At 31.1% G+C, this 26,304-nt stretch carries 20 protein-coding genes; 6 read left to right on the plus strand and 14 right to left on the minus strand.

All coding sequences use genetic code 11. From position 1 onward, the window contains the following. Positions 1–81: 81 nt before the first annotated feature. From OZP06_RS14785 to panB, 7 genes are all read right to left on the minus strand, one after another. Positions 82–933, minus strand: coding sequence for a neutral zinc metallopeptidase (locus OZP06_RS14785; RefSeq protein WP_269222540.1), 852 nt, complete (start codon positions 931–933; stop codon positions 82–84). Continuing rightward, on the minus strand, positions 930–4,883 hold the full coding sequence (locus tag OZP06_RS14790; protein WP_281323916.1) for a PAS domain S-box protein: 3,954 nt from the start codon (positions 4,881–4,883) through the stop codon (positions 930–932). Before OZP06_RS14790 ends, OZP06_RS14785 begins: the two co-directional genes overlap by 4 nt. Positions 4,884–5,052: 169 nt before the next feature. Continuing rightward, positions 5,053–5,820, minus strand: coding sequence for a hypothetical protein (locus OZP06_RS14795; RefSeq protein WP_269222543.1), 768 nt, complete (start codon positions 5,818–5,820; stop codon positions 5,053–5,055). Between the two features lie 29 nt (positions 5,821–5,849). After that, positions 5,850–6,587 carry a nitroreductase family protein gene (locus OZP06_RS14800; protein WP_269222544.1) on the minus strand — a complete coding sequence of 246 codons (738 nt, stop codon included), beginning with the start codon at positions 6,585–6,587 and terminating at the stop codon, positions 5,850–5,852. Further along, positions 6,578–7,906, minus strand: a complete 1,329-nt coding sequence (locus OZP06_RS14805) for an aldehyde dehydrogenase (RefSeq protein WP_269222545.1) — start codon at positions 7,904–7,906, stop codon at positions 6,578–6,580. Before OZP06_RS14805 ends, OZP06_RS14800 begins: the two co-directional genes overlap by 10 nt. A gap of 70 nt (positions 7,907–7,976) precedes the next feature. Beyond that, positions 7,977–8,666 (minus strand): RluA family pseudouridine synthase, encoded by a 690-nt coding sequence (locus tag OZP06_RS14810; RefSeq protein ID WP_281323917.1) that lies wholly within the window; start codon positions 8,664–8,666, stop codon positions 7,977–7,979. Positions 8,667–8,696: 30 nt separating this feature from the next. Further along, positions 8,697–9,515, minus strand: a complete 819-nt coding sequence (gene panB / locus OZP06_RS14815) for a 3-methyl-2-oxobutanoate hydroxymethyltransferase (RefSeq protein WP_269222546.1) — start codon at positions 9,513–9,515, stop codon at positions 8,697–8,699. Between the two features lie 322 nt (positions 9,516–9,837). Here panB and OZP06_RS14820 point away from each other — a divergent pair, with 322 nt between their 5' ends. The 3 genes from OZP06_RS14820 to OZP06_RS14830 all read left to right on the plus strand — a co-directional run bounded on the left by OZP06_RS14820 (position 9,838) and on the right by OZP06_RS14830 (position 13,684). Continuing rightward, positions 9,838–10,950, plus strand: a complete 1,113-nt coding sequence (locus OZP06_RS14820; protein WP_269222547.1) for an ATP-binding protein — start codon at positions 9,838–9,840, stop codon at positions 10,948–10,950. Then, complete coding sequence (locus tag OZP06_RS14825) at positions 10,943–11,629, plus strand: response regulator transcription factor (protein ID WP_269222548.1); 687 nt, start codon at positions 10,943–10,945, stop codon at positions 11,627–11,629. The genes OZP06_RS14820 and OZP06_RS14825 overlap by 8 nt, the downstream gene beginning before the upstream one ends. 111 nt (positions 11,630–11,740) lie before the next feature. Next, entirely contained in the window at positions 11,741–13,684 is a 1,944-nt protein-coding gene (locus tag OZP06_RS14830; protein ID WP_281240003.1) for a KUP/HAK/KT family potassium transporter, read from the plus strand. Positions 13,685–13,852: 168 nt separating this feature from the next. Here the strand turns inward: OZP06_RS14830 and OZP06_RS14835 are convergent, their stop codons facing one another. Continuing rightward, positions 13,853–15,280 (minus strand): L-serine ammonia-lyase, encoded by a 1,428-nt coding sequence (locus OZP06_RS14835; RefSeq protein WP_269222549.1) that lies wholly within the window; start codon positions 15,278–15,280, stop codon positions 13,853–13,855. Between the two features lie 291 nt (positions 15,281–15,571). On the opposite strand from OZP06_RS14835, the gene OZP06_RS14840 reads away from it, so the two are divergent. Beyond that, positions 15,572–15,739, plus strand: coding sequence for a hypothetical protein (locus OZP06_RS14840; protein WP_115810362.1), 168 nt, complete (start codon positions 15,572–15,574; stop codon positions 15,737–15,739). A 73-nt stretch (positions 15,740–15,812) separates the two neighbouring features. Here the strand turns inward: OZP06_RS14840 and OZP06_RS14845 are convergent, their stop codons facing one another. Both OZP06_RS14845 and OZP06_RS14850 read right to left on the minus strand, forming a co-directional pair. Continuing rightward, the gene (locus OZP06_RS14845; RefSeq protein WP_281323918.1) at positions 15,813–18,308 is read right to left on the minus strand and encodes a TonB-dependent receptor; all 2,496 of its coding nucleotides are present in this window, start codon (positions 18,306–18,308) and stop codon (positions 15,813–15,815) included. Positions 18,309–18,388: 80 nt separating this feature from the next. Further along, positions 18,389–18,730 (minus strand): ArsC/Spx/MgsR family protein, encoded by a 342-nt coding sequence (locus OZP06_RS14850; RefSeq protein WP_269222551.1) that lies wholly within the window; start codon positions 18,728–18,730, stop codon positions 18,389–18,391. Positions 18,731–18,834: 104 nt separating this feature from the next. On the opposite strand from OZP06_RS14850, the gene OZP06_RS14855 reads away from it, so the two are divergent. Then, a complete protein-coding gene (locus OZP06_RS14855) occupies positions 18,835–19,749 on the plus strand; it encodes a CPBP family intramembrane glutamic endopeptidase (RefSeq protein WP_269222552.1) in 915 nt (304 codons plus the stop codon). A 40-nt stretch (positions 19,750–19,789) separates the two neighbouring features. Continuing rightward, positions 19,790–20,839 (plus strand): AMP-binding protein, encoded by a 1,050-nt coding sequence (locus OZP06_RS14860; protein WP_269222553.1) that lies wholly within the window; start codon positions 19,790–19,792, stop codon positions 20,837–20,839. Positions 20,840–20,946: 107 nt separating this feature from the next. On the opposite strand, the gene OZP06_RS14865 is transcribed toward OZP06_RS14860, so the two are convergent. The 4 genes from OZP06_RS14865 to glgP all read right to left on the minus strand — a co-directional run bounded on the left by OZP06_RS14865 (position 20,947) and on the right by glgP (position 26,113). Further along, positions 20,947–21,378 (minus strand): DoxX family protein, encoded by a 432-nt coding sequence (locus OZP06_RS14865; protein WP_281323919.1) that lies wholly within the window; start codon positions 21,376–21,378, stop codon positions 20,947–20,949. A 181-nt stretch (positions 21,379–21,559) separates the two neighbouring features. Further along, positions 21,560–22,198, minus strand: a complete 639-nt coding sequence (locus OZP06_RS14870) for a hypothetical protein (RefSeq protein ID WP_281323920.1) — start codon at positions 22,196–22,198, stop codon at positions 21,560–21,562. A 417-nt stretch (positions 22,199–22,615) separates the two neighbouring features. Beyond that, complete coding sequence (locus OZP06_RS14875; protein WP_281323921.1) at positions 22,616–24,244, minus strand: carboxyl transferase domain-containing protein; 1,629 nt, start codon at positions 24,242–24,244, stop codon at positions 22,616–22,618. Positions 24,245–24,448: 204 nt separating this feature from the next. Then, positions 24,449–26,113, minus strand: a complete 1,665-nt coding sequence (glgP, locus tag OZP06_RS14880) for an alpha-glucan family phosphorylase (RefSeq protein ID WP_269222557.1) — start codon at positions 26,111–26,113, stop codon at positions 24,449–24,451. Positions 26,114–26,304 lie beyond the last annotated feature (191 nt).

A 26,304-nucleotide genomic window follows, 5' to 3' on the forward strand; every position in this document is an offset into this window, starting at 1 on the left:
CAGGCAATGGGATACTTTATGTTATTATAAATCATTGCTGTGGACTAAATAATGTTCCAAAATAATCATTGAAAACCTATTTTAATTTAGCTCAGAAAAAGTGTTTCCTTGTTTGATATCTCCAGTTGTGTATCCTTTCATAAACCAGAATTTGCGTTGCTCTGATGTTCCATGTGTAAAAGATTCAGGAACTATATGCCCCCGCATTCTTTTTTGGATGGCATCATCTCCAACAGCTTGTGCAGCACTCAATGCTTCGTCAATATCGCCAATATCGAGGTTTTCTTGGTTGTATTTTGCCCAAACTCCTGCATAAAAATCGGCTTGTAATTCTAGTGCTACAGATAATTTATTGGCTTCTGCTTCACTTTTGCCTTCTTGGGCTTGACGCATTTTAGCTGATGTCCCTAATAAAGTTTGAATGTGGTGACCTACTTCATGAGCTATCACATACGCTGTTGCAAAATCGCCTCCTGAGGCTCCAAATTTGGTTTGTAATTCATCAAAAAAGCCCAAATCCATGTACACTTTTTGATCACCTGGACAATAAAAAGGACCAGAGGCTGATGATGCACCACCACAAGCTGTTTCAACAGAACCAGTGAATAAAACCATTTTTGGTTTGGTATATTGCATATTGTTTTCTTCAAATATTTTGGTCCAAATAATTTCAGTATCTTTTAAAACAACTCTTGGAAATTCACTTAGTTTTTCTTCTTCTTCTGTCAAAGGTCTTGATTCTGTTTGAGTGGTTTGTTGTTGGTTGAATTGCTCTAAAACAGGTGTTATCATTTTTGCATTTTCACCACCAAAAACATTGAGAAGTAAAATAATAATACCTATTATTCCTCCACCTACAATTGTTTTGCCTCCAGAGGACATTCCTCTACGGTCTTCTACATTATCGCTTTGTTGTCTGCCAATCCATTTCATAAGATACTATTATTAGTTATTAGCCATTTTTCTAATTTATCCTCGAGTGTTTTTTTTATAATTGGTTTAGAAAGATAATCATTCATGCCTGCTGCTATGCATTTTTCTCGTTCCCCAACAACAGTACCTGCTGTTAACGCTATAATTAATGTGTTTTTATGATCATTAGATTCTCTTATTTTTGTTGTGGCCTCATAACCATTTACAATAGGCATTTGAATGTCCATAAAAATGATGTCTGGACGAATGTCAAATGTTTTTGCAATAGCTATTTCACCATTTTCCGATTCAAATATAATACAATTTGGTATAATTTGTTTTAATAATGTCTTAGTTAATAACATGTTTATTTTGTTATCTTCTACGATTAATATTTTAGTTTTTAGGGTGTTGAATTTTAAAATAGGATTTAGTATTTCAGGATAAGTAACTTCAATTGATTTTTCGTTTTTGAATTTGTTTGAACTTTTTAATTTTATATCAAAATAAAAGGTACTTCCAACATTGAATTGACTTTTGATTTGTAAATGACTATTCATCAAACTTAATAATTGATTGGAAATTGTTAATCCCAATCCAGTTCCTCCAAATTTTTTGGTAGTTGAACTGTCTTCTTGAGAAAAAGCTTGGAAAATAATTTTTTGATTGCTTTTTCTAATTCCAATTCCTGTGTCAATAACAGAGAAACGAAGTGTTGAATAGTTTCTTTGTGCTTCAACTGTTGAAATCAATAACTCAATTTTCCCTGCGTTTGTAAATTTTACAGCATTCGTCAATAAGTTTATTAATATTTGTTTTAAACGAATATAATCTACCCATACACATTTTGGTACGTTTTCGTCTATGGTGTAACTTATTTCTAAGTTTTTTGAATTGGCTTGATAATTAATTAATTCTTTAATTTGAGTAACAATATCATTTATAGAATATTTTTCTATATTCAGTTCAAGTTTTCCGGATTCAATTTTTGAAAAATCCAAAATGTCATTAATTACTTCCATCAATAAATTGGCTGATTGATTGATGGTATTCATGTATTTTTTTTGAGTATTTTCAAGCTTTGAATTCATCAATAAATCGGTATAACCAATAATCCCGTTTAATGGAGTTCGAATCTCGTGACTCATATTTGCTAGAAACTCTGATTTTGCTTTATTAGCTGCTTCGGCCAATTCTTTTTCTTTAATTATAGATTCATTTTTCTTTTTTTGAGTAATATCAATAAGAATTCCTTCCATAAAAGCAATTTTTCCATTTTTGATAATGGAATCTCCAAATTCTTCGACCCAAACAATTGATTCGTTTTTGTGTTTAATTCGGTAGATTATATGTAGAGATTTTTTTTCTTTTAAGGCATCTTTATTTTTTAAAATTACATTTTCAAAATCTTCAGGGAGAATCAAATCAACAAAAAATAGTTTGTTTTCTAGAAAATCAGATTTAGGGTAACCCGTTAGTTTTTCAATTTCATCATTTAAATAGATTTTTGAATATTTTTCATCATAATTAGATAAATAAACGGTTCCAGGTATGTTGTTTGCCAATAATCGAAAGCGTTCTTCACTTTCTTCAATGATTGATTCATTTATATTTCGCTCCATAGAAGCCGAAATGTTTTTTACTAATAATTGTAAAATAGAAATTTCATCGTTATTCCAAATACGTTCTTTAGCAGAATCATCAAAAACAAAAAAGCTATCTAACTCATTTTTTATAAAAACAGGAAAAAACAACATTGAATTTGGGTTCAATTGGTTTAAATATGATTTAATGTTTTTGTTTTGGATTTTATCTTTAATGTTTTCAAAAAATTGATGTGATGGTATATCTTTTATTATATTTTCAAATTCAGAAAATTCGATGTTTATTAAATTAGGATGTATATTTTGAAAATCTTGAGTTGCATTAATCCACATGCATTTTTGATCAAATAAATTGGTTTTTGGGTTTTTTTGAAAAAAGGAAATGCGTTCTGACTTTGTTATTTTTCCAACCTCATTTATAATTTTCTTAATGAGTTTTTTATTGTTTTTTTGTAATAAAAATTGATTAGTATTTTCATTGATAATTAAAAGGAGCTCACTTTTATAAGCTAGTCTTCTTTCTATTTCTGCTCTCATTTGTGAAGCCAAAGCAATTACAATTAAATCAGAAATGGATTTTGCAAAATTGATATCTTCATTGTCCCATTCTCTTATCTGATAAGTTGATTCGAAAGACAAGATACCTTTTAGTTTTCCATCGATAAAAATTGGTGTATCGATTGTTGAGTATATGTGGTTTTTATAGATGTAATCTTGATTTTTTTTATTGTTTGTAGTATGAGATCTAATATTTGAAACTACAAATTGAAGTTTGTTTTCTAATTTTTCAAAATAACTTAAATTTTCATTTTTACCAAAAAAAACACCTTTGTCAAAAGTATTTGTTTTGGAATCATATAATTTTTTGCAAACAAAATTTTCAGATTCATATTCCCAATAACTAGCTCTATTCACATCTAAAGTTTTAGATGTTTCTTTTAAAATTTTATCAAAAGTCAGTTCGTTATTATCGGGATTAGAGTGATTTAATACTGCAATTTCTTTTAAAGTTTTGCTATATTTTTCAACTTTTTGTTGTCTTTTATAGTTTTCTAATTCAAGATTTTTAAACAAGGTGATATCTCTAGCAATTCCGGAATAACCCGTGATTTCATCAAAACTGTTTTTTCTAATAAATACGTTTTGAGAAATCCATACTTCTTCGCCATTCTTTTTTATAATTGGAAACTCTAGAGTAGTAAAATTTTCTTCAATATCTTTTATCCTTCTGTAAAAACTCATTGTATTATAAACATAGCCTTTACTGATGATGGATGGAAAAGTTTTTGTAAGAAATTCTTCCTTTGCGTAACCGAGTAATTTTATAGTATAATCATTAACAAAAGTAAATGTTCCAGTATTGTCTACTTCATATATGATATCATTGGCAGCTTGAACCAAGTTTTCATATTGTTTTCTAATGTTAATTTCATTTGTAACGTCTTGCCCAATTCCGATAATAGAATCATCATCGAACTTTTTATCAATCCATTGAATAAATTTGTATTCTCCATTTTTACATTTTAATTTTCGAACATAAAGACGATTGTCGATGAAATTATTATGATAATCTAATCCTATAAATTCTGGGTCCTCTGTAAGTTCCCAAAATCCCATTCCCATAACTTCAATTGGTGTATAACCTAAAATGGATGTAATGGTTTCACTGCAAAAAGAAACTTCACCCTTTTTGTTTGTAGCAATGGTAAGAGAGTTTCCTTTGTTTACAATTTCATTTGTAAAATTATATTTCTCTTGAATTTTAGTTAACGAAACATGTCTGATATAATTTATAATAAATGCTAAAATGGAGTAGTTAAAAAGGGTAGCAATTTTTTTGATGTTGACTAAATCAAAAACATAAATTGTCATCAAAAAACATAAAATTAATCCTGAAAAAATTAAATACTTTTTTACAGGTTTTATGATGATGTACGAAAAGAAGAATGCTACTATGAAAGCAAAAGAAGGAATTGGATCTTCTGGTAATTGGATGATATTATATCCAATTAAAATAAAGTAGACATAGAATAAGAACATATAAATGCTTTTAATTCTATTGTATAAATACGTTGATCTCTCACTTAATAAAAATAATAATAAAAAGAAAAGTCCAATTCCAAAATTATTAATTAATAAGCTTTTTGGTCTAACATGAGATACTTCAAAAACTATCTCTATGAATGGGATTACTAATCCAAAAAACAACAAATATAGTTGGTATTCTCTTTTTTCAGAATCATCACTAGAAACGTTGTCTTTGTTTTTTAAAATAGTATATGTTTTAGTATAAGCATAAAACATTCCATATATTAAAAATAGAAATAGTATTAATAAAAATAAATTGCTGTGAAATAATTCTTTCATGTCGATTTTTATCCTATTTAAAAACATACTCTTGCTTGCCAAACATAGTTTAGTAGTTTTAAAAAAAGAAAATATGTTATAATATAAGAACATGTCTTAAGGATTGAAAATTTACCGTTACAATAGATTGTTTACTAATAAGAAGTACAGTTTGATATAGAGTCGAATTTTAGTTTTCCTTTTGTAAATCTATTCCAATAATTGAAGAATATATTGCATAATTCATTGAGAAAACAAATGGAATAGTAAAAAAGACACCAATACAACACCCCATAATACCAACGAATGAACCAATAATGGCTACAATCATTAATCCTAATAAAACTATGGGTTGTTTGAAAACAATACGTATGCTGGATTTAATAGCATCAAAAGATTTTAGTTTTCCAAAAATAATTAGTGGAATTGTAAGGATGCAGATAAATGATATAAACCATTGAATTAATGTACCTAAAAAGCTTAAATTTAAATAATTCATAAAAAGGCTTATTGCCAAACCAGTAAAAGAAATTATAAAAGTGCTACCAAAGATTCCAGTAAAATAAGGAAGTTTATAATAACTGAATAAGTCCGAAATATGAAATTCTTGATCGTTCTCTCCGCATGCTGCCATTTTTAAAAAAGACGCATTAAAAGGAGCTAATATGCAAGTAACAAATGTAGAAACACAACCGAAAATTAATAATTTGGTTTCAGAAAAATTTTCAATTTTCAATTTTTCAGGATTGAATTCTTGAGTCATTGCTGTAACTCCCATAAACGAAATTAAAGAGACAGCAATAAGAATTGTAAGAAATACAAAGAAAACAAAGAGTACTAATCCAGCATATAACGCTATTTTTTTATAATTTTCAAAGGCATGATTGAATACATTTCCAAAATCCAATTGGTATCCATTTTTTTCAATATTTTCTAATTGTTCTAAAGTTTGGTTCATTTTTTTTGGGGTTAATTTATTATGTTGAATTATACTTTATGATAGACATCTTCAAATGGAATTCGGAAACGTTCTCCATAAATGCCTTGTTCATCTCGAATGCCACAACCCAGAATCATTGTGATTTCTGAACTATTGGGTAAATTTATTATTTTTTTGACTCTTAATGAATCAAATCCTTCCATTGGACAAGTATCGTAGTTTATGGCTGCCATGCTAATCATAAAATTTTGGGCGGCTAGTGCGGCACTTTTATGAGCAACAACGCGCATGTCGCTTTCCCTAGCTTGTCTGTAGATTGGTTTGAAAAGCCCGATAATTTGAAAGGCAAAATATTTTATATAGCCTAAAACACCAAAAATATCGAAATAAATAGTTGGAACAATTTTTTTATAATAATTTAAAGCAAATTTTTCTCTTTTAGAATATTCGGTTTCTGGTTTGTTGCCGTATTGTGATTTTAAAAAGGATATGTTGGATTGAACTCTTTTGCGCCATAAATCTTTTCGAGCTACTACAACAACCAATTGTTGTGCCGTTTTTGCTCCGTTTTGGTCAAAACTGGCTCTAGCAATTTGGTCAATTATCTCTTTGGTAGTTATGTGGTAGAATTCCCAAAGTTGCATATTACTGCTCGTAGCTGCTAATGTCGCTAAATGGATACACTCTTTTACTTTTTGCTCGTCTAATGGTTCTTTTTTAAAAATTCTTACGGAGCGACGATATTGTATGGCTTCGCTTACTGATTTTTCATTTGTTATAGCCATTTCAATAATTTTTTTAGTGTTTCTATTTTATTTGTATAGGGTGCATATCTAAGTTTGATATCCAACCAATTTGCTTTTTTTACTATTCCTTTATGATGGGAAAAAAGGTCAAAACTCAATTGCCCATGATAAGCTCCCATTCCGCTATGACCAACACCTCCAAAAGGCAATCTTTTATTAGAAAAATGACTGACAGTATCATTTATACAACCTCCACCAAATGAAAAAGTGGAAACCATTTTTTTAGCAAATATTTTATCATCTGAAAAAACATACAGCGCTAAAGGTTTTTCATAATTTGAAATAATTTTAGAGATTTCTATTTCTTCTTTATAGCTTATGATTGGTAAAATTGGACCAAATATTTCTTCCTTCATCAATAAACTGTCAAGGTTATCCTCATCAATTAGAGTTGGCGCTATATAACATTGTTTAATGGCAGTATCACCACCAAAAATTACTTTTTGAGGTTCGATCATACTACTCAATCGATGCCAGTTTTTTTCATTTATAATTCGGGCAAAATCGGGAGAATCTATTGGATTTATTCCAAATGCTTTTGTGATTTCTTTTTTCATAAAATCGACAAAATGACTTTTCATGTCTTTTTGTATCAAAATATAATCGGGTGCAATGCATGTTTGTCCTGCATTTAAAAATTTACCCCAAACAATTCGCTTAGCGGCGAGTTTTAAATTGGCAGTTTCGTCAATAATACATGGGTTTTTTCCGCCTAGTTCAAGAGTTACAGGAGTAAGGTGTTTTGCTGCTGCTTTGGCTACAATTTTACCTACGGCTACACTTCCCGTAAAAAAGATATAATCCCATCTTTGGGCTAGTAAATTTTGTGTTTCTTCTACACCGCCTTCTATTACTGTTACCTGTTCGTGTTGGAATACTTTTTCTATAATTTCAAGAATTATTGCAGAAGTCTTTGGGGTTAATTCTGAGGGTTTTAAAACCACTTGATTACCTGCTGCAACAGCTGAAATCATTGGGCAAAGTGCCAGTTGAAAAGGATAATTCCATGGCGCTATTATTAATACTTTTCCATAAGGTTCTTTAATAATATAGTCGGTGGAAGGAAAATTTAGTAGAGATGGTCTTACCCTTTTTGGTTTAGACCAATTATGGATATTTTTTATAGTATCTTTTAATTCTGTTATAATGTAACTCGTTTCAGTAGCTATAGCTTCAAATTTAGGCTTCTTGAAATCATCATATAAAGCTTGGATGATTTCATTTTCATGTTTGATTATGACATCCAAAAGTTTAATAAGGGATTCTTTTCTGGACTGAATGTCTGATTTGTAATTCATTGTAAAGAAGTTTGTAAGTACAATGCAATATAAATTTTAAAATTCAAATAAATGTATTTTTCTTCAAAAATTAAATGGCATTCCAAATTACATCTTCGGGAGTAGGAGCTATTATAGTTATATTCTCTTTTGTAACTGGGTGAATAAAGACAAGTTTTCTGGCATGAAGATGGATTCCTCCATCAGGATTACTACGATCAAAACCGTATTTTAAATCCCCTTTTATAGGAGAACCAATAGCAGCGAGTTGTGCACGTATTTGGTGGTGTCTTCCTGTGTGTAAAAGAATTTCGAGGCCAAAGTAATTGTCTAACTCTTTGATAATTTTATATTCTAAACTAGCCAACTTGCTGTCAGGTACTTCTTTGAGATGGGCTTTTGAAGTGTTTTTTTTTTCGTTTCTTTTGATATAATGTACCAGTTTGTCTTCGTTCTTGGAGGGTTTATTTTTAACAACAGCCCAATAGGTTTTTTGAGTTTCTCTATTGCTAAATAGCTCATTCATACGTGTCAAAGCTTTGCTAGTTCTTGCAAAAACAACAATTCCAGAGGTAGGACGATCTAAACGATGAACTACGCCTAGAAAAACTTCACCAGGCTTGTTGTATTTATCTTTGATGTATTCTTTTACAACATCACTCAAAGGTTTATCTCCTGTTTTGTCTCCCTGCACAATATCACCTACACGCTTATTAACCACGATTAAGTGATTGTCTTCATGTAGAATTTGGAGATTGGATTTGTTTGAAATTATTTTCATTATAGATTCCCTATTCGGGGGCTAGGAGTCTTAATATTGTTCATTTGAATTTGGAAAATCTTCTGATTTTACATCGGCGACATACTGACTGATAGCAGTTGTCATTCCATCGTATAAATTCATATAACGTCTTAAGAAACGAGGGCTAAATTCGTTATTCATTCCCAACATGTCATGAATTACCAATACTTGTCCGTCTACACCTCCACCAGCACCAATTCCGATTACTGGTATCGAAATGCTTTCTGCAACTTGTTTGGCTAAATGAGCTGGTATTTTTTCAAGGACCAATGCAAAACATCCTAAATGTTCCAATAATTTGGCATCTTCAATTAATTTTTCGGCTTCTTGTTCTTCTTTGGCGCGTACCGTATAAGTTCCAAATTTATAGATTGACTGTGGGGTTAATCCTAAATGTCCCATAACTGGAATTCCTGCATTTAAGATTTTTTTGATCGATTCTTTGATTTCTTTACCACCTTCTAATTTTACAGCATGACCACCACTTTCTTTCATAATTCTGATTGAAGAGCGTAAAGCTTCTTTAGAATCAGATTGGTAACTTCCAAAAGGTAAATCAACCACTACCAAAGCTCTCTCGACAGCTCTAACCACAGATGAAGCATGGTAAATCATTTGATCTAATGTAATAGGTAAAGTCGTTTCGTGACCCGCCATAACATTTGAAGCCGAATCTCCCACTAGAATTACATCAATTCCGGCAGTATCCACAATTTTGGCCATAGTATAATCATAAGCCGTTAGCATAGAGATTTTTTCTCCATTAGATTTCATCTCAATTAAGGACTTAGTAGTAATTCTTTTGTAATCTTTTTTTATTGCAGACATTGTGATTATGATTTTAATTCCGAAACGCTCGGTATTGATTTTAATTTGAGACTGTAAAAGTAATAAATTGAATTTTTTTAAATTGAATTTTTATAAGGAATATCAAAAATTAGGTTGTTGAAATTATGAGATTGCTATTTTACTAATATATTTTTAAGATATTCTTTTAAAAAAAAAGTTTATAATTTAATTTTCTAAAAAACAAAAAACTGGTTTTGAGTAAAAATTAAATCTTTATAAAATCTTTATATCCTAGTTTGATATATTATAAAATACTTACATCATATCCTTTAACTTTGCCTTAACAAATTAACACAAGGATATGAGTAGTATTTTGGATCAAATTAAAATTAAAAACCAATATTTAATAAGCATTTTGTCGGTTGGGATTGTTGCTTTGTTGTGTTTGTTTACCAGAGATTATTTAGATTTTAAAATTGTTGGTTATATTTTATTGGTGGTTGTTTCAGTGTTGTCCATGTTTTTGGCCATCAAACCATTATTACTTAGCGCTATTTTGAGTGCATTGATATTAAATTTTTTCTTCATTCAACCGTATTATACTTTTCATATTAGTGATGCAGAAGACTCTTTGTTGTTGGTTTTATTCTTCATTATTACTCTTGTAAATGCGGTTTTAACCCATAAAATTAGAAGAGCCGAAAAGATTTTACAGGTAAAAGAACTTAGAGTTAATACGATGAAACTTTACAATGCGCTGCTCGATTCTTTATCGCATGAATTGAGAACTCCGATATCTACAATTATGGGAGCTATTGATACCATTCAAAGCAAATCGGTACCTATTTCGGAAGAAAATAAAGAAAATTTATATGCAGAAATAGAAAAAGCTTCCTTGCGATTGAATCACCAAGTAGAGAATTTACTCAACATGTCTCGTTTGGAATCGGGCGTTATTCAGCCCAAAATGGATTGGTGTGATCTTGAAGAATTAATTTATAATGTTTTGGATCACCTAAAAGATGATTTAAAATTTCATAAAGTGGTTGTAAAAACAGACGAAAATTTACCCCTTTTTAAATTGGATTATGGATTGATGCAACAGATAATTTTTAATTTGGTTTTTAATGCTTCTCAATACACACCCAAAGGCGCTAAAATAGAAATCAAGGTTTCTTATAATCTGGATGTCGATTTTGATTACAATCCTGATAAATTATGCCCCTGTGTGATTACTATTACCGATGATGGAATTGGGTTTCCAGAAAATGAAATTGATAAAGTTTTTGATAAATTCTACCGATTGCAAAACTCTAAAACGGGCGGTACAGGACTAGGTTTGTCTATCGTAAAAGGTTTTGTTGAAGCCCAACATGGAAAAGTAAAACTTGAAAATAGAGAAGAAGGGGGTTCTATTTTCACACTTAGTTTTCAGACATTAACAATGAATACCAAAGATATTTCAAATGAATAATAATGCTCAAATATTAGTAATTGATGATGAAATTCAAATCAGGAAACTACTTGAAATCACTTTAAATTCTAATGATTACAAAACAATTTTTGCTGTAAATGCAAAAGAAGGATTGGCTATGGTTGCCAATTATCAACCTGATTTGGTCATTCTGGATTTGGGTTTGCCTGATGAAGATGGACAAGATGTTTTGAAAAGATTAAGAGAATGGTACAAAAATCCAATAATAATATTAACGGTTAAAAGTACCGAAGATGAAATTGTAAAAGCTCTTGACAACGGTGCAAATGATTATTTGACTAAACCCTTTCGTACACAAGAATTACTAGCTAGAATTCGAACAGCTCTACGAAATTTGGTCAGTATTGAAAAGGATCCTATAATCGAATTTGGGTCTGTTTCTATTGACTTTTCGTCTAGAATTGTAAGATTGAATAATGAGATTTTAAAACTTACTACCACCGAATACAACTTACTTTCTATATTTATAAAAAATGAAGGACGTGTATTAACCCATCAATATTTGTTGAAACAGGTTTGGGGAAATAGTTATGCAGATCAAACACAATACTTACGTGTTTTTGTAGCGCAACTTCGAAAGAAAATTGAAGAGGATCCTAACCGACCTAAATTTATTATCACCGAATCGGGGGTAGGATACCGATTTAATACAAGTTAAAATCAAATAAATAGACTTTACAAGTTTGTGATATGGAGTGTTCAAAGCATCCTGTATGGGGTTTGCTTTGGCTTAAAAGGAATGAATTAAATGAATAAATAATAGAATAAAATGAATAAATCAACAGTTCAAAAAGTAACTGCAGCGTCACTTTTAGTAGCACTCGGTATTATTTACGGAGATATTGGGACCAGTCCGCTATATGTAATGAAAGCCATTATTGGGCAAAGAGAAATATCAAAATTATTAGTCTATGGTGGAATTTCTTGTGTTTTTTGGACACTAACTTTTCAAACCACTTTTAAATATGTTTTGCTAACACTTTCGGCAGATAATCATGGTGAAGGAGGCGTTTTTTCTCTTTATGCTTTGGTCAAAAGATTTGGTAAAGGAAAATTAATTATACCGACCATTTTAGGAGCAACAACGTTGTTGGCAGATGGAATTATTACACCTCCAATTTCTGTTACTTCGGCCGTTGAAGGATTGGGGGATGTTGTGCCAAATATTCCAATTTTGCCCATTGTCATCGTAATTATATCGGGTCTGTTCTTTTTTCAACGATTTGGTACTCAAAAAGTGGGATTCTTTTTTGGCCCGGCCATGGTGGTTTGGTTTTCTATGCTCTTTGTTTTAGGATTTACTCAGATTTTGCAGCATCCTGCTATCTTAACCGCTTTGAATCCCATGTATGCTTATGAATTATTAGTAGAATATCCTCATGGTTTTTGGCTTTTAGGAGCTGTTTTTCTTTGTACGACAGGGGCAGAAGCTTTATATTCGGATTTAGGGCATTGTGGTAAAAAAAATATTCGCGTTACTTGGACTTTTGTAAAAGTAGCATTGGTTGTTAATTATTTAGGGCAAGCGTCTTGGTTAATGAATCAAAGTAATCATTTCTTGGAAGGGAAAAACCCTTTTTATGCTATTATGCCACAATGGTTTCTGGTACCAGGAGTTATAATAGCTACTTTTGCTGCCATTATTGCCTCTCAAGCATTGATTAGTGGATCATTTACTTTAATTAACGAAGCAGTTTCCCTTAATTTTTGGCCTAGAGTTACAATGAAAAACCCAACCAACTTGAAAGGTCAAATCTATATTCCATCGGTGAATACCATTTTGTGGGTTGGTTGTATTTTGATGGTTTTGTATTTTAGAACTTCTGCAAACATGGAAGCTGCCTATGGATTTTCGATAACCATAGCGATGTTGATGACCACTGTTCTTCTAAATTATTATTTGATTTATATCAAAAAGATGAATAGAATTCTTATTGGTGTGATCATCACCGTTTTTGCAGCTATTGAAATTGCATTTTTTGTGGCCAATATTGTAAAAATCAAAGAACGTTGGATGTTTTTGTTTTTTGAGCTTTTCATATTTATGACCATGTATGTTTGGTTCTTTTCTCGAAAAATCAATAATAAATTTGTAAAATTCACCAATTTAACGGAATATACTACGAGATTTGAGGAATTAAGTAATGATGTTTCCATTCCGAAGTATTCTACTCATTTAATTTACCTGTCAAAAGCAGACCGGAATTATGAAATTGAAGAGAAAATATTGAATTCAATCTTTTCTAAAAAGCCAAAAAGAGCCGATGTGTATTGGTTTTTCCATATCAATAGAACCAATTCTCCTTTTGATTTGAATTATGAAGTTATTGAATTATTGGATGATAAAGTGATCAAAATTGTATTAAATATTGGTTTCAGAATTCAACCAAAAGTGGAATTGTATTTCAAAAGAATTGTTCAAAATCTAGTTGACAACAAAGAACTGAATTTACATATTCGTGCTGATGGTTCAACAAAATACAATCCTGAACCTGATTTTAAATTTGTAATTATTGAAAAATTCTTGTCGGTAGAAAATGAATTTGCTGTAAGAGATGGTCTTTTATTGAATTCCTACTACATACTAAAAAACATGTCACTCTCGGATACTAGAGCTTTTGGTCTAGATAAAAGTGATGTTGTGATTGAAGAAATTCCAATCGTTTATCAACCTATTGCTAAATTAGATTTGGAACGAAAAGTGGTTAATTAGTTTTTTAATTTTTGTTTTCTGAAATAAGGATAAATTATAATTTCGTTTTCAGAAAGGAATAAAAAAATCAGATTGGATGTTATGGCATCTTAATCTGATTTTTTTATTCATGTATATTCTGTTTTTATTTCAGCTATTCGGAAACTCTTACTGCGACATAAAACTTTCTTAACAATCGGCCATATTTACAGCAATTGCAAGTCCTCCTTCCGAAGTTTCTTTGTATTTAGAATTCATATCTTTTGCAGTTTGCCACATGGTATCTATTACTTTGTCCAAAGATACTTTTGCATTTTTCGCATTGGTTTCTAAGGCTAGTTCAGCTGCATTAATGGCTTTTATAGCGCCCATGGTATTTCTTTCAATGCAAGGAATTTGAACCAAGCCACCAATAGGATCACAGGTCAATCCCAAATGATGTTCCATCGCTATTTCGGCAGCCATTAAAACTTGGTCTGGTGTCCCGCCCATCAATTCGCATAATGCGGCCGCGGCCATTGCGCTAGAAACACCAATTTCGGCTTGGCAACCGCCCATTGCTGCAGATATAGTAGATCCTTTTTTGAAAATACTGCCTATTTCACCTGCAACCATCAAAAATTGTTTGATCTCTTTTTCACCTGCTTGATGATTTTCAATAACCAAATAATACATTAATACGGCAGGAATAACCCCTGAACTTCCATTAGTTGGAGCTGTTACAACGCGTCCTAATGCTGCATTTACTTCGTTTACGGCCAAGGCAAAACAACTTACCCATTTTAGAATTTGACGAAACTTAACTTCGGTTTTTCTTATTTCTTCTAACCATTCTTGTGGATTGGAATAATTAGACAAACCAATCAAATTTTGATGCATATCGAAAGCACGTCTGCGTACATTCAATCCACCCGGAAGTATGCCTTCAGAGTGACAACCAATATACATACATTCTAACATAGTGTGCCAAATGCGTATTAATTCGTGATTAATAACTGCTTCTGTTCGCATCGATTTTTCGTTTTCATAAACGATTTCCGAAATGGTTTTATTTTCTTTTGCACAATAAACTAAAAGCTCAGTAGCTTTATCAATCGGATAGGGAAAAGCACATTTAATTGCTTCTTTCTTTTGGGCATTTTCTCTTTCTTCTTTGACTACAAATCCTCCACCAATAGAATAAAAGGTAGAACTATATTCGGATTCATCATTAAAGTAAGCTGTAAAGGTGAGTCCATTGGCATGAAAAGGAAGAAAGTTTTTATTGAAAACGATGTCTTGATGTACATTAAAAGGAATGTGAAATTGATTGCTTAAATGAATTTCATTTTTATTTTCAATGGATTTAATAATTTCATCAATATTTTGAACAGGAATGTATTCAGGATCTTGACCGCTTAAGCCAAGCATGATTGCTAAATCGGTTGCATGTCCTTTGCCCGTTAACGAAAGGGAACCATATAAATCAACTTTTACTCTTATTATTGTATGGATGTCATATTCATTTCGTAGTTCTTTTAAAAAACGTTCAGCTGCTCTCCAAGGACCAAGTGTATGAGAACTTGATGGCCCAATACCAATTTTTAACATATCAAAAACAGAGATGCATTCTTCCATAAAATTTATTTTTTTGATGAACAAATATAGCTATTAATTAATGTATAAAAATTGAAAATTTCTGTTAAAAATGATAATTTGGTAATGTTTAGGGTAAAAATGGGCAGCCGATTTAAAGTATTGTTAGAAATCTATTGTTTCATAAAAAATAGAATTATGCATTTTGAGAAATGATTTTGACATACAAAGCTATTAACCAATAAAAATAGCTTTATACTTTTTGTATTTTTTATTGGTACAAAAAGATATAAAAACATATATTTGTTGCTTCATTCAAAAATTCCGGAAAACATGTTTGAATTTCAACAGTATTTAGGCTTTTTACTTTTCTTAACCATCCTTACAATGGGATTTTGGTTAATGTTTTTTTTAGTTGGTTTCGTATCCTATTGGGTAGGTGGAGCAACTTGGGAAGCTTATAAAGAAAAGAAAGCAAAACAAAAAGAAGAAGAAGCTTAGTCTTTTTTTTACTTTGTCAAAATAAAAAAGGATTCGTAATTACGAATCCTTTTTTTTTATACTTAATTTGAGATTATCCTGGGAAATCTGATCCACCATCTCCACCACCTTCATTTTTAGGTTGAGCATTCTTTTCTTTTTCACTTTTCGATTTGTTAAAACGGTAAGTGAATGATAAATTGAATTGACGTTTACGAAATTGCATTTCACCATACGAAGATTGATTATCAAGATAGGTGTATGACCTCATTTTTCTAGTATTGAAAATATCACTGATATTAAAAGCTAATGTTGCTTTATCCTTTAGTAAATCTTTGCTAAAAGCGGTGTTCATACTAAACTGATCTAAACTTTTTCCTTGTGCCGTTTTTTGTTCGGCATTGTAATTAGCATTCAATTGCCAGTCGATTTTGTAAGGTAATGTTAATTTTGAACTAACTCTTGCAGACCAAGTATTGGCTTGGTTGTCAAGATTTTGTATTATCAAATTTCCTTTTGTATCCGTGTAACTGTGTTCTCCTGTTGTTTTTACATTATACAAATTAAAATTACTATTTATTCTCCATATTTTAAAAGGGTTGTAATTTAATGTAAACTCAAAACCATATTTTTGCTCTTTTCCTAAGTTAATTGGTTTGCTTTTTATAACAGGAATACCTTCAATTACTTCGCCAGGCATAGGCGTTACTACTTTACCATCAGGCGTTACAATGTCACCTGTAGGAGATCGTACAAAGCTGAAAACATCTTTTGTGCTTTCAAAATAAGCAGAAGTGTTGAATGTTATTTTTTTCCAACGCTTGATAAAACCAAAATCAAATTTGTCTGTTAGAGAAGGGTCTAGGTCTGGGTTTCCTTGAAAAATATTCACGTTACTGGAATAGTTTACAGCTGGATTCATGAAACGACCTCTTGGTCTTGTCAAACGTTTACTGTAGCTTGTAGTAATGTTGCTTTGATCTGAAACTTCATAACTAATAAAAGCACTCGGAAAAAAGTTGTTGTATTTTTTAGTGTTGAAATCGTTGGTATCCAATAAATTTACTTGAACATTGGTGTCTTCCCAACGTAAACCAAATAAATAAGAGAATTTATTTTTCTTGAAACCATATTGGGTATAAAGTGAATTGATATTTTCTTTGTATTCTAAAGTATTAGACAAGTTATTGATTCTGATTCCTTGATCGTCAAGAACATAATATTCGTTGTTTAAATCTCCAAAACTTCCTTTGTATCCAGCCTCAAACTGACTTCCTTCACCTAATGGAAGAACGTAATCTGCCTGTAACTGTGCTTGTTTTTGAATTTGATTATTTAAAGTATTATTATAATTGTTAGAATCTGTAATAATACTTTGGCTATCATCCGTATTTCTTGAAATAGAAGCATCAATGGTAAGTTTGTGCCCTTTGTCGTTGAAATTTTTAATTAAGTTTGAAGTAAATGAGGTGTTTTCGCTACCGGTATCTCCATTATTTAAACGGTAAGTTGTACCTGTAAAATTATGAGCCGCATCATAATTGTTATAGTTAATTAAATCATTGTCTTGACCAGTATTTTTTTCATAATTGATGGCATTTGTCCAATACATATTTGGCGCAATTGTCCATTCAATACCAGCTCTTCCATTAAAACCATCTCTGGTTCTCTTTGTGTTGCGATCTTCATTTAAGAAGTTTTTAATGGTACCGTCATTATTAAAATATTCTGAATTGGTTTTACCTCCACCTTCGTTTGTTCTATGATTATAACCTGCAGTAGTGAAGTAGTTTAATTTTTCTGTTTTGTAATTCACATTGGCACTTAAACCATACGTTTCTGGAATACCAGTTGAAGCTATGATAGTTCCGTTGAAGCCTTGATTTTTACCTTTTTTAAGGATGATATTGATTATTCCTGAACCACCTTCTGCATCATATCGTGCAGATGGATTGGTGATAACTTCTACTTTATCAATGGCATCTGCAGGAAGTTGTTTTAACGCTTCAGCAATGTTGACTGCATACGAGGGTCTTCCATCAATTAAAATTCGGATATTATCACTTCCTCTTAAACTAACGTTTCCTTCGGTATCAACTGAAACAGAAGGAACATTGTCTAAAACATCACTCACAGTTCCGCCTCTTACCATCATATCTTGACCAACGTTATAGACTTTCTTGTCCAGCTTAATTTCTACTGATGATTTTTCGGCACGAACAACAACTTCGTTTAATTGTGAAGCATCATCTTCAAGTGCTATGGTTCCTAATGAAGTTTTTTCGGTAATATTTTTCCCTTTTATATCGACATGCTTAAATGAAATGAATTCAATTGTAATGTCGTAAATTCCAGGGATAACATCAGCTTCAAATTCACCTTTGCTGTTTGTTATTCCTCCAGTTAAGGCCTTTATATTTTTGATGTTTTTTAATGTAATGGTAGCGTATTCAAGTGGTTGATTGCTTTTTTTGTCAACAATTTTTCCAGTTACTTTAATTTTGTTGCTTATTGGTGGGCCTTGTTGAGCAAAGTTTGAAAGTCCAATAAATAGAAATAAAAGCAGTGCAGTAAGTTTAATTTTTTTCATTAGTATTGAGTAAGATTTCCAAATAAGATGATGGAAAAGAAAAATAGTTTAAAGTTAGAATCTTAATCTTTTGTTAATGTTTATAAAAACGAATTAACTTTTTCCAAATCACGACCTATGATTGCTTTGTCTTCTTTGATTAAAATAGGTCTTTCGATAAGAATTGGGTTTTCTATCATGGCTTGAATGATTTCATCTTCAGTTAAAATTTTTCCTTTGTACTTTTCGATCCAAATTTTTTCTATTTGACGGACTAATTCAATAGCAGAAAAATTCAATTTTTGAAGTATTTCTTTTAATTTTTCAGCATTAGGTGGGGTTCCTAGATAGTTGATGATTTCAAATGGAGTGTTTGAATCTTTTAAAAAAAGCAAGCAATTTCTTGATTTTCCGCAACGTTGATTATGGTAAACTTGTATCATTTTAATATTGGAATTAGTTTGAACTGAAATATTACACTATTTTAGCGCCAACAAAAATACCATTTGCAAAAAGAAAGCAAGAATAATTATTGAAAAAATATTAAATGTTTATAGAACAGGGGATTGATAAAAACAACAAATTTGGGAAGTATCTATTAGGATCCATTATTATAATTATTGCTTCTTTAATAGGGCAAATCCCCATGTTTTTAGCGTTATTATACCAAACGATGTTTAAAGGGAAAGTATATCCTAAAAATGATGAAGAACTATTTCATTTTTTCGAACCTAATTTGAATTTATTCTTATTGCTTATTTCGTTTGTTTTTGCTTTAATCGGAATTTATTTTGTTGTTCGTTTTTTACATCATCAATCACTCCTTTCGATAGTTACCTCTAGATATAAAATCGATTGGAAAAGAGTATTTTTCTCTTTTGGGGTTTGGACATTAATTACTTTAATTTCTACAATCGTTTCTTATTATTTGTTTCCAGTAGATTTTAAGATTAATTTTCAACTCTTTCCCTTTTTGATTTTGGTTGTTGTGGCTACATTATTAATTCCCATACAAACTAGTGTTGAAGAATTAGTTTTTAGAGGATATTTAATGCAGGGTTTTGCAAATTTATCCATGAATAAATGGTTTCCTTTATTGATGACTTCCATTATTTTTGGATTAATGCATCTATCCAATCCTGAAGTTTTAAAAATGGGAAATGTTATTATGATATACTATATAGGTACTGGTTTTTTTCTTGGAATTCTTACTTTGATGGATGAAGGAATGGAATTAGCATTGGGGTTTCATGCAGCTAATAATTTAATCGGCGCATTGTTAGTTACATCGGACTGGTCAGCTTTTCAAACTTATTCTATTCTAAAAGATGTGTCAAAACCTGAAGCAGGATTTGATATTATCTTTCCTGTAATTGTTGTTTATCCTTTACTTTTAATTATATTTGGGTTAAAATACAGATGGTCGGATTGGAAAGGAAAATTAACGGGATCCATAGTATAGTTAAGAAAATAATAATCTAAAAACAATTAATATAATTATCATGAATACAGTAACATACAAAAATGTACACAACCAATTTAAATTAAATGGGTATCATTTGACAAAAGAAGATTTATGCAGAGTTGCTTATAGTTTTATTAAAGAAGGTGAAGATTTTGAACAAGCTGTTGGAGATTTTCTTTTAGATTGGTTTGATGACAAGTCATATATCGATATGTATACTTCTGGGACAACTGGAGATGCAAAAACAATAAGAATAGAAAAAAATGCCATGGTGCAATCAGCTATTTCTACAGGTGATTTTTTTGGTTTACAGCCAGGAGACAGGGTATTACATTGCTTACCTGTAAATTTTATAGCTGGAAAAATGATGTTTGTGCGCTCTTTTATTTTAGGGTTGGATATGGATTTTGTAGCACCAAGTTCTTATCCATTAGAAAATAATGATGAAAAGTATGATTTTGCAGCTATGGTGCCACTTCAAGCAAAAAATTCAATAAATAAATTAACGAATATCAAAAAAGTAATTATTGGTGGAGTTAAAATTCATAAGTCATTAGAACAAGAATTGGTGAAATTACCAATAGAGATTTATGAAACTTATGGTATGACAGAAACAATAACTCATATTGCTGCAAAAAAAGTGGGTCAAGAGGCTTTTACAACATTGCCTAATGTTACGGTCTCTAAAAATGAAAATCAATGTTTAGAAATTTTGGCTAAAAATATTGGAAATGAAAAAATCGTTACTAATGATATTGTTAAACTTATTTCTGATACTCAATTTATTTGGTTAGGACGTTATGATAATGTAATCAATAGTGGAGGTATAAAAATCATGCCCGAACAAGTAGAAAGTAAATTGTCTACATTGATTCCAAGACGCTATTTTGTTGATGGATTGCAAGATGAAAATTTAGGTGAAAAAGTTGTGCTATTTGTAGAGGGAGAACCTATAAATATTGATAATTCTATTTTTGATGTTTTAGACAGATATGAAAAACCAAAGGATATTGTATTTATTCCTAAGTTTAAAGAAACTGCAACTGGGAAAATAATGAGAACCGAAAGCAAAGAATTGGTAGCATAAAAATAGTATTTTAATGTTCTATGATATAAAAAAGAGAGGATTTGTCCTCTCTTTTTTTTTGGTTTCAACCATTTGAAGTTTTTTTATTTAATAGTTTTCAGTAGGATCTACTGTTCCATTTTAAAAAAATAATCTGCCGAATTTTTACCACTACCATAAATTAAGAAAAGAATACATACACAAAGAGTAAGAATGGCTAAAAGTAAGTTTTGATGGTGCATGTCCCCCATAAAATTTATCACTACTGCGCCAATAAGAATTGGCAATTGTACTATTATAGCCCATCGTGTAAGCAATCCAAAGAAAATTAAGATTCCTCCAAGAAAATGTGCTGAAGCAATATAATGAATGATAAACCATCCAAAGACTCCTTTGTTAATATTGTCAATTGGCGATATTAATTCAACTAAATACTGGATGTTTGTGATGAAAATAATTCCTTTAATAAATAAGAAAACACCCAAAGCCATCCGAAATAAATCAACTGGTAAATAAGTGTGCGCATTGGCCCATTTATTTAAATGTTTTACGCTGTTCATAATATATAAGTTTGAAATTTAAGTACTAAGTTATTAATAATTAATGATATATGTTTTTAAAACAAGTAATAATTATATTTTATAATAAGATTTTCCTATGAAATGATTGTTATTTTTTTGTAATAATAAATGAGATTTTATAAATTTCTACTATCTTTTTTTGTTTTAGCATAATTGAATTTTAATGATTATTTATTTTATCAAAACTGTAATTTAATTTTATGCAGGCAAAATTTTCAGCATGTTTTTCAGTAAAAAAATTAGACCAATTTAGAGACAAATCAAGTTTGTTGATTTTTGTGTCTAATGAAATATGTTTACCAATATATAGTGCAGAACAAGATCCAATTCGGGTATTTCCATCGTATTCTTCAACAAATCCAAAACCTGTTTTGTTATCTTCATCTGAAAACACAAATCCTATTCCTGTTTCTAAACCCCAATACCAATTTTTTTTCAAATTTAATTGTAAGTTTGGTTTAAAACTGGCAATACTAAAATTACGGTGAGCAGCTTTAAATAGTGGTATTGAATCAGGAATATTTTTTCTAGAAAATCTGTAGTCGTAATCCATTCGAACACCAACTTCTAATTTATCTGAAATTATTTTTGCTATTCTTATATTAATTCCAATAGCAAATAAATGGGTACGCATTAAATCGTCATGAGCCGGAATTGATAGATTAATTCCGGTCTGAAAATATATTTTTTGGTAGTCTTTTGATGAAAAATATTTTTTGGCTTCATTTTGTGCCAACATCAAATGAGTAATAAAAAACATTACATATATAAGATAGAATAGATTTCTTTTTGCTTCCATCTTTACTGGGTCTTTTTGAAGTTCTGTTCATTAAAAACCGAAAAAAAGCACTTTGGGGATCTATTACAATTTAGTCATTTTTTTTATATAAACACAGGATTATTGGTTTAATTTTAAACTGCCTAGCGATCTTTTAAACTGTCTAATTTGTTGCATTTAACAGAAAATATATTTTAATTTCTAATGCGAAAAAATCTAAAAGATAATAGATATGATTTTACGAATTCATTGCTAAACTAGAATTGATATTTTAAATCTATTGTATCTGAATTCAATTGATTTTTTTTGTTTAAAATGGGGCTTAAATACATTTTTTAAAACCAAAATGCAATAGTATTACTTAATTGAAAATTCCTATTCAACTCATTAAAAATTAGGAAAAAGTAAAATGTATTTTTTGGTTTAATGTAAGGTGATTTATACTTGAATCACACCCAAATTAAATTTCTTTTCGATAGGAGAGTGGTTAGCCGCCTCTATACCCATAGAAATCCAAGTTCTAGTTTCTAATGGATCAATTATGGCATCTGTCCACAAGCGAGCTGCTGCATAGTAAGGCGAAACTTGCTCGTCATAGCGGGCTTTAATTTTGGCAAACAATTCGGCTTCTTTGGCTTCATCGACAATTTCCCCTTTTCCTTTTAAGGATGAAGCTTCAATTTGTGCCAATACTTTTGCGGCTTGCGTACCACCCATGACTGCCAATTCAGCACTTGGCCATGCAAATATCAATCGTGGGTCAAATGCTTTTCCGCACATAGCATAGTTTCCTGCGCCATAAGAATTACCAACAACTACTGTGAATTTTGGTACAACCGAATTGGATACGGCATTTACCATCTTGGCGCCGTCTTTTATTATGCCACCATGTTCGGATTTGGAACCTACCATAAAACCAGTGACATCTTGTACAAAGACCAATGGTATTTTCTTTTGGTTACAATTAGCTATAAAACGAGTTGCTTTGTCTGCAGAATCCGAATAGATAACTCCTCCAAACTGCATTTCGCCTTTGGTAGTCTTTACTACTTTCCTTTGATTCGCCACAATTCCTACTGCCCAACCGTCAATTCTGGCATAACCGGTAATCAATGATTGACCATATCCTTCTTTGTACGCTTCAAACTCGGAATTATCGACCAATCGATTGATGATTTCCATCATGTCGTATTGTTCGTTTCTGGCTTTTGGCAAAATTCCGTAGATTTCTTTTTCGTCCAAAGCTGGTTTCTCAGATTTTATGCGATTGTATCCTGCTTTGTCAAAATCACCGATTTTATCAACAATATTTTTTATTTTGTCCAAAGCATCTTTATCGTCTTTGGCTTTGTAGTCTGTCACTCCCGAAATTTCACAATGTGTTGTTGCCCCACCCAAAGTTTCATTGTCGATACTTTCTCCAATGGCTGCTTTGACTAAATAACTTCCTGCTAGAAAAATACTTCCAGTTTTGTCTACGATTAATGCTTCATCGCTCATAATTGGAAGGTATGCACCTCCTGCGACGCAGCTACCCATAACAGCGGCGATTTGGGTAATTCCCATGCTACTCATTATGGCATTGTTTCTAAAAATACGTCCAAAATGTTCTTTGTCTGGGAAAATTTCATCTTGTAGAGGCAGATAAACTCCAGCACTATCGACTAAATAAATGATAGGCAGTCGATTTTCCATTGCAATCTCCTGAGCTCTTAGATTTTTCTTTGCTGTGATAGGAAACCAAGCACCTGCTTTTACAGTAGCATCATTGGCTACAACAATGCATTGCTTTCCTTTGATGTAACCAATTTTTACAATTACACCTCCCGATGGACATCCCCCATGTTCTGCATACATTTTTTTACCTACAAAAGCTCCGATTTCAATACATTTTGCGTTTGCATCCAGTAAATAATCAATGCGTTCTCTGGCTGTCATTTTGCCTTCGGCATGAAGTTTTTCGATTCTTTTTTCACCACCCCCAAGTTTGACTTTGGCGAATTTTTGTTTCAATTCAGATAGTAAAAGTTTATTATGATCTTCGTTTTTGTTGAAGTTTAAATCCATGCTTATTTAGAGATGTTTTTTTTTGTAATAAATGCTAATTTACGAAAACGATTGAAATTATTGCATTTTAATCGTCATTTTTAAATTTTTAGCAATTTAATGTTCTTTAAAATTATATAAAAATAAAAACCTCGTATTTTTGTAAATAACGAGGTTTTGTTTTTTTTATTAAGTCAATGTTTGATTTAATTTTGGCATTGAATTTTAATTGTACATTTTAGTGTAATATTCATCAACCATTCTAGCCGAATCAAAATAGGGTACAATTTGTTTCATGCTGGTTTCTACTAAAGTCCACCATTTTTCTGGAGTATCATAATATAAGGGTAGAATTTCGTTTTCTAGCATTTGATATAAATTATCCAAGTCCATTTGGTCTTGTTGGTAAATTGGTAAATTGTGATCGACAATTGGTAATACAAAAGAATTTTGAGTCTTGTTCATCTCTTTGAATTCGCGAATCCATCCATCATTGGTAGAGAAATTTATGGATCCATTCATTGCTGCTGTCATACCGGAAGTTCCAGAAGCTTCTCTTGTTACTCTTGGATTGTTCAGCCAAACATCTGATCCTTTTTTTAATTGACGGGATAATTTTAATTCGTATCCCGTAAGTACGGCCATATTTTTGATGTCTTTGCTCATGTGCGAAAGATTGTCAAAATTATGAATAGCACCATAATCCATTGGGTATGGTTTTCCTGCAAAAATAATTTGGACCGGTCTTTCTTTGTTATTCATTAGCCTTTTGAATTTTTCATAATCTCGAGTAATCAAATCAGGTCTTTTGTAATCTGCAAATCGTCTCGCCCAAACTATGGTGAGAATATCAGGATCAAACATTTTACCAGTTTGATCGGCTACCAATTCAAAAAGTTTGGTTTTCAATCTCTTTTTTCTGTCGATTAATGCTTCTCTGTCTTTGGTAGCGTGAGCATTGTCAAGCCAAGGGTCTACCCAATATTTCTTGTTTTGGGCATTGGTAATATGGTCAATTGAACAAACACCAGGTACTTCTTTCCACATATCCCGAGAGACTTCTCCATGTAATTTGGAGACTCCATTTGCTTTGTGACTTAATCTCAATCCAACCATAGTATGATTGAAAGTATTGTCTTTTATTCCAGTTATTTCTCGTACTTTTTCAAGTGGAATTCCATCAAAAAAGCTCAAGCTGTTCAATAAATTGATATCATGTTTTTCGTTACCAGCTTCTTCCGGAGTGTGCGTGGTGAAAACCATTTTCTCTCTAATTTTTTCAACACTTTTGAATTTGTTGTATAGATGAAAAACACAGGAAACGGCATGTGCTTCATTTAAATGATAAATATCGGGTTCGTAATCCAATGCATCGAGTAATTTGGCACCACCCAATCCCAAAACCATGGTTTGTGCAATTTTCGCACTTGGATCAGAATCGTATAATCTAAAAGTGGTTGATTTTGCCAAATAATCATTTTCCGGTAGATCGGTGGAAAGAAAAAACATTGGAACAGTCCCGAAAGTTTCTGGTTTCAAGAAAAAAGCTTTGATCCAAACATCGTGATTGTTTATTTTTATTGTGAATTTTATGTTGGTGTCTTCTAGAAAACTATAACTTTTATCTCTAAAAAGAGATCCCATTGAGAGATCTTCTTTTCGATATTGGTCATAGTATCCTTTTTTCCATAAAATCCCAATTCCGATTAAGTTTTGTTTTAAATCATATGCAGAGCGCATGTGTGACCCTGCGAGAAAACCTAGCCCTCCAGAATAAATTTTAAGGGATTGATCGATAGCAAATTCCATAGAGAAGTATACTGCCGATTTTTTGTATTTTTTGTCAAATGCATAGGGGTGTCTGTATTTTTCTGGTAAATTCTTGCTCATAATAGTAGTAGTGTTTAAAATTTGATACCTAACAAATTTAAAGAATTTGAATGTAATACCGTTTTTTTAAGGATATATATTTAGATTGTAATGTGTTATTTATCAGTTTTTTAATCGATATCGTTTTAGTTATGACATAATATATAAAAGAATTGGATATTTATACGAAAAGAGTTTTTTGTAATTGTGAT

This window comes from Flavobacterium sp. IMCC34518 (genome assembly GCF_027111095.2).
Lineage (GTDB): Bacteria > Bacteroidota > Bacteroidia > Flavobacteriales > Flavobacteriaceae > Flavobacterium > Flavobacterium praedii.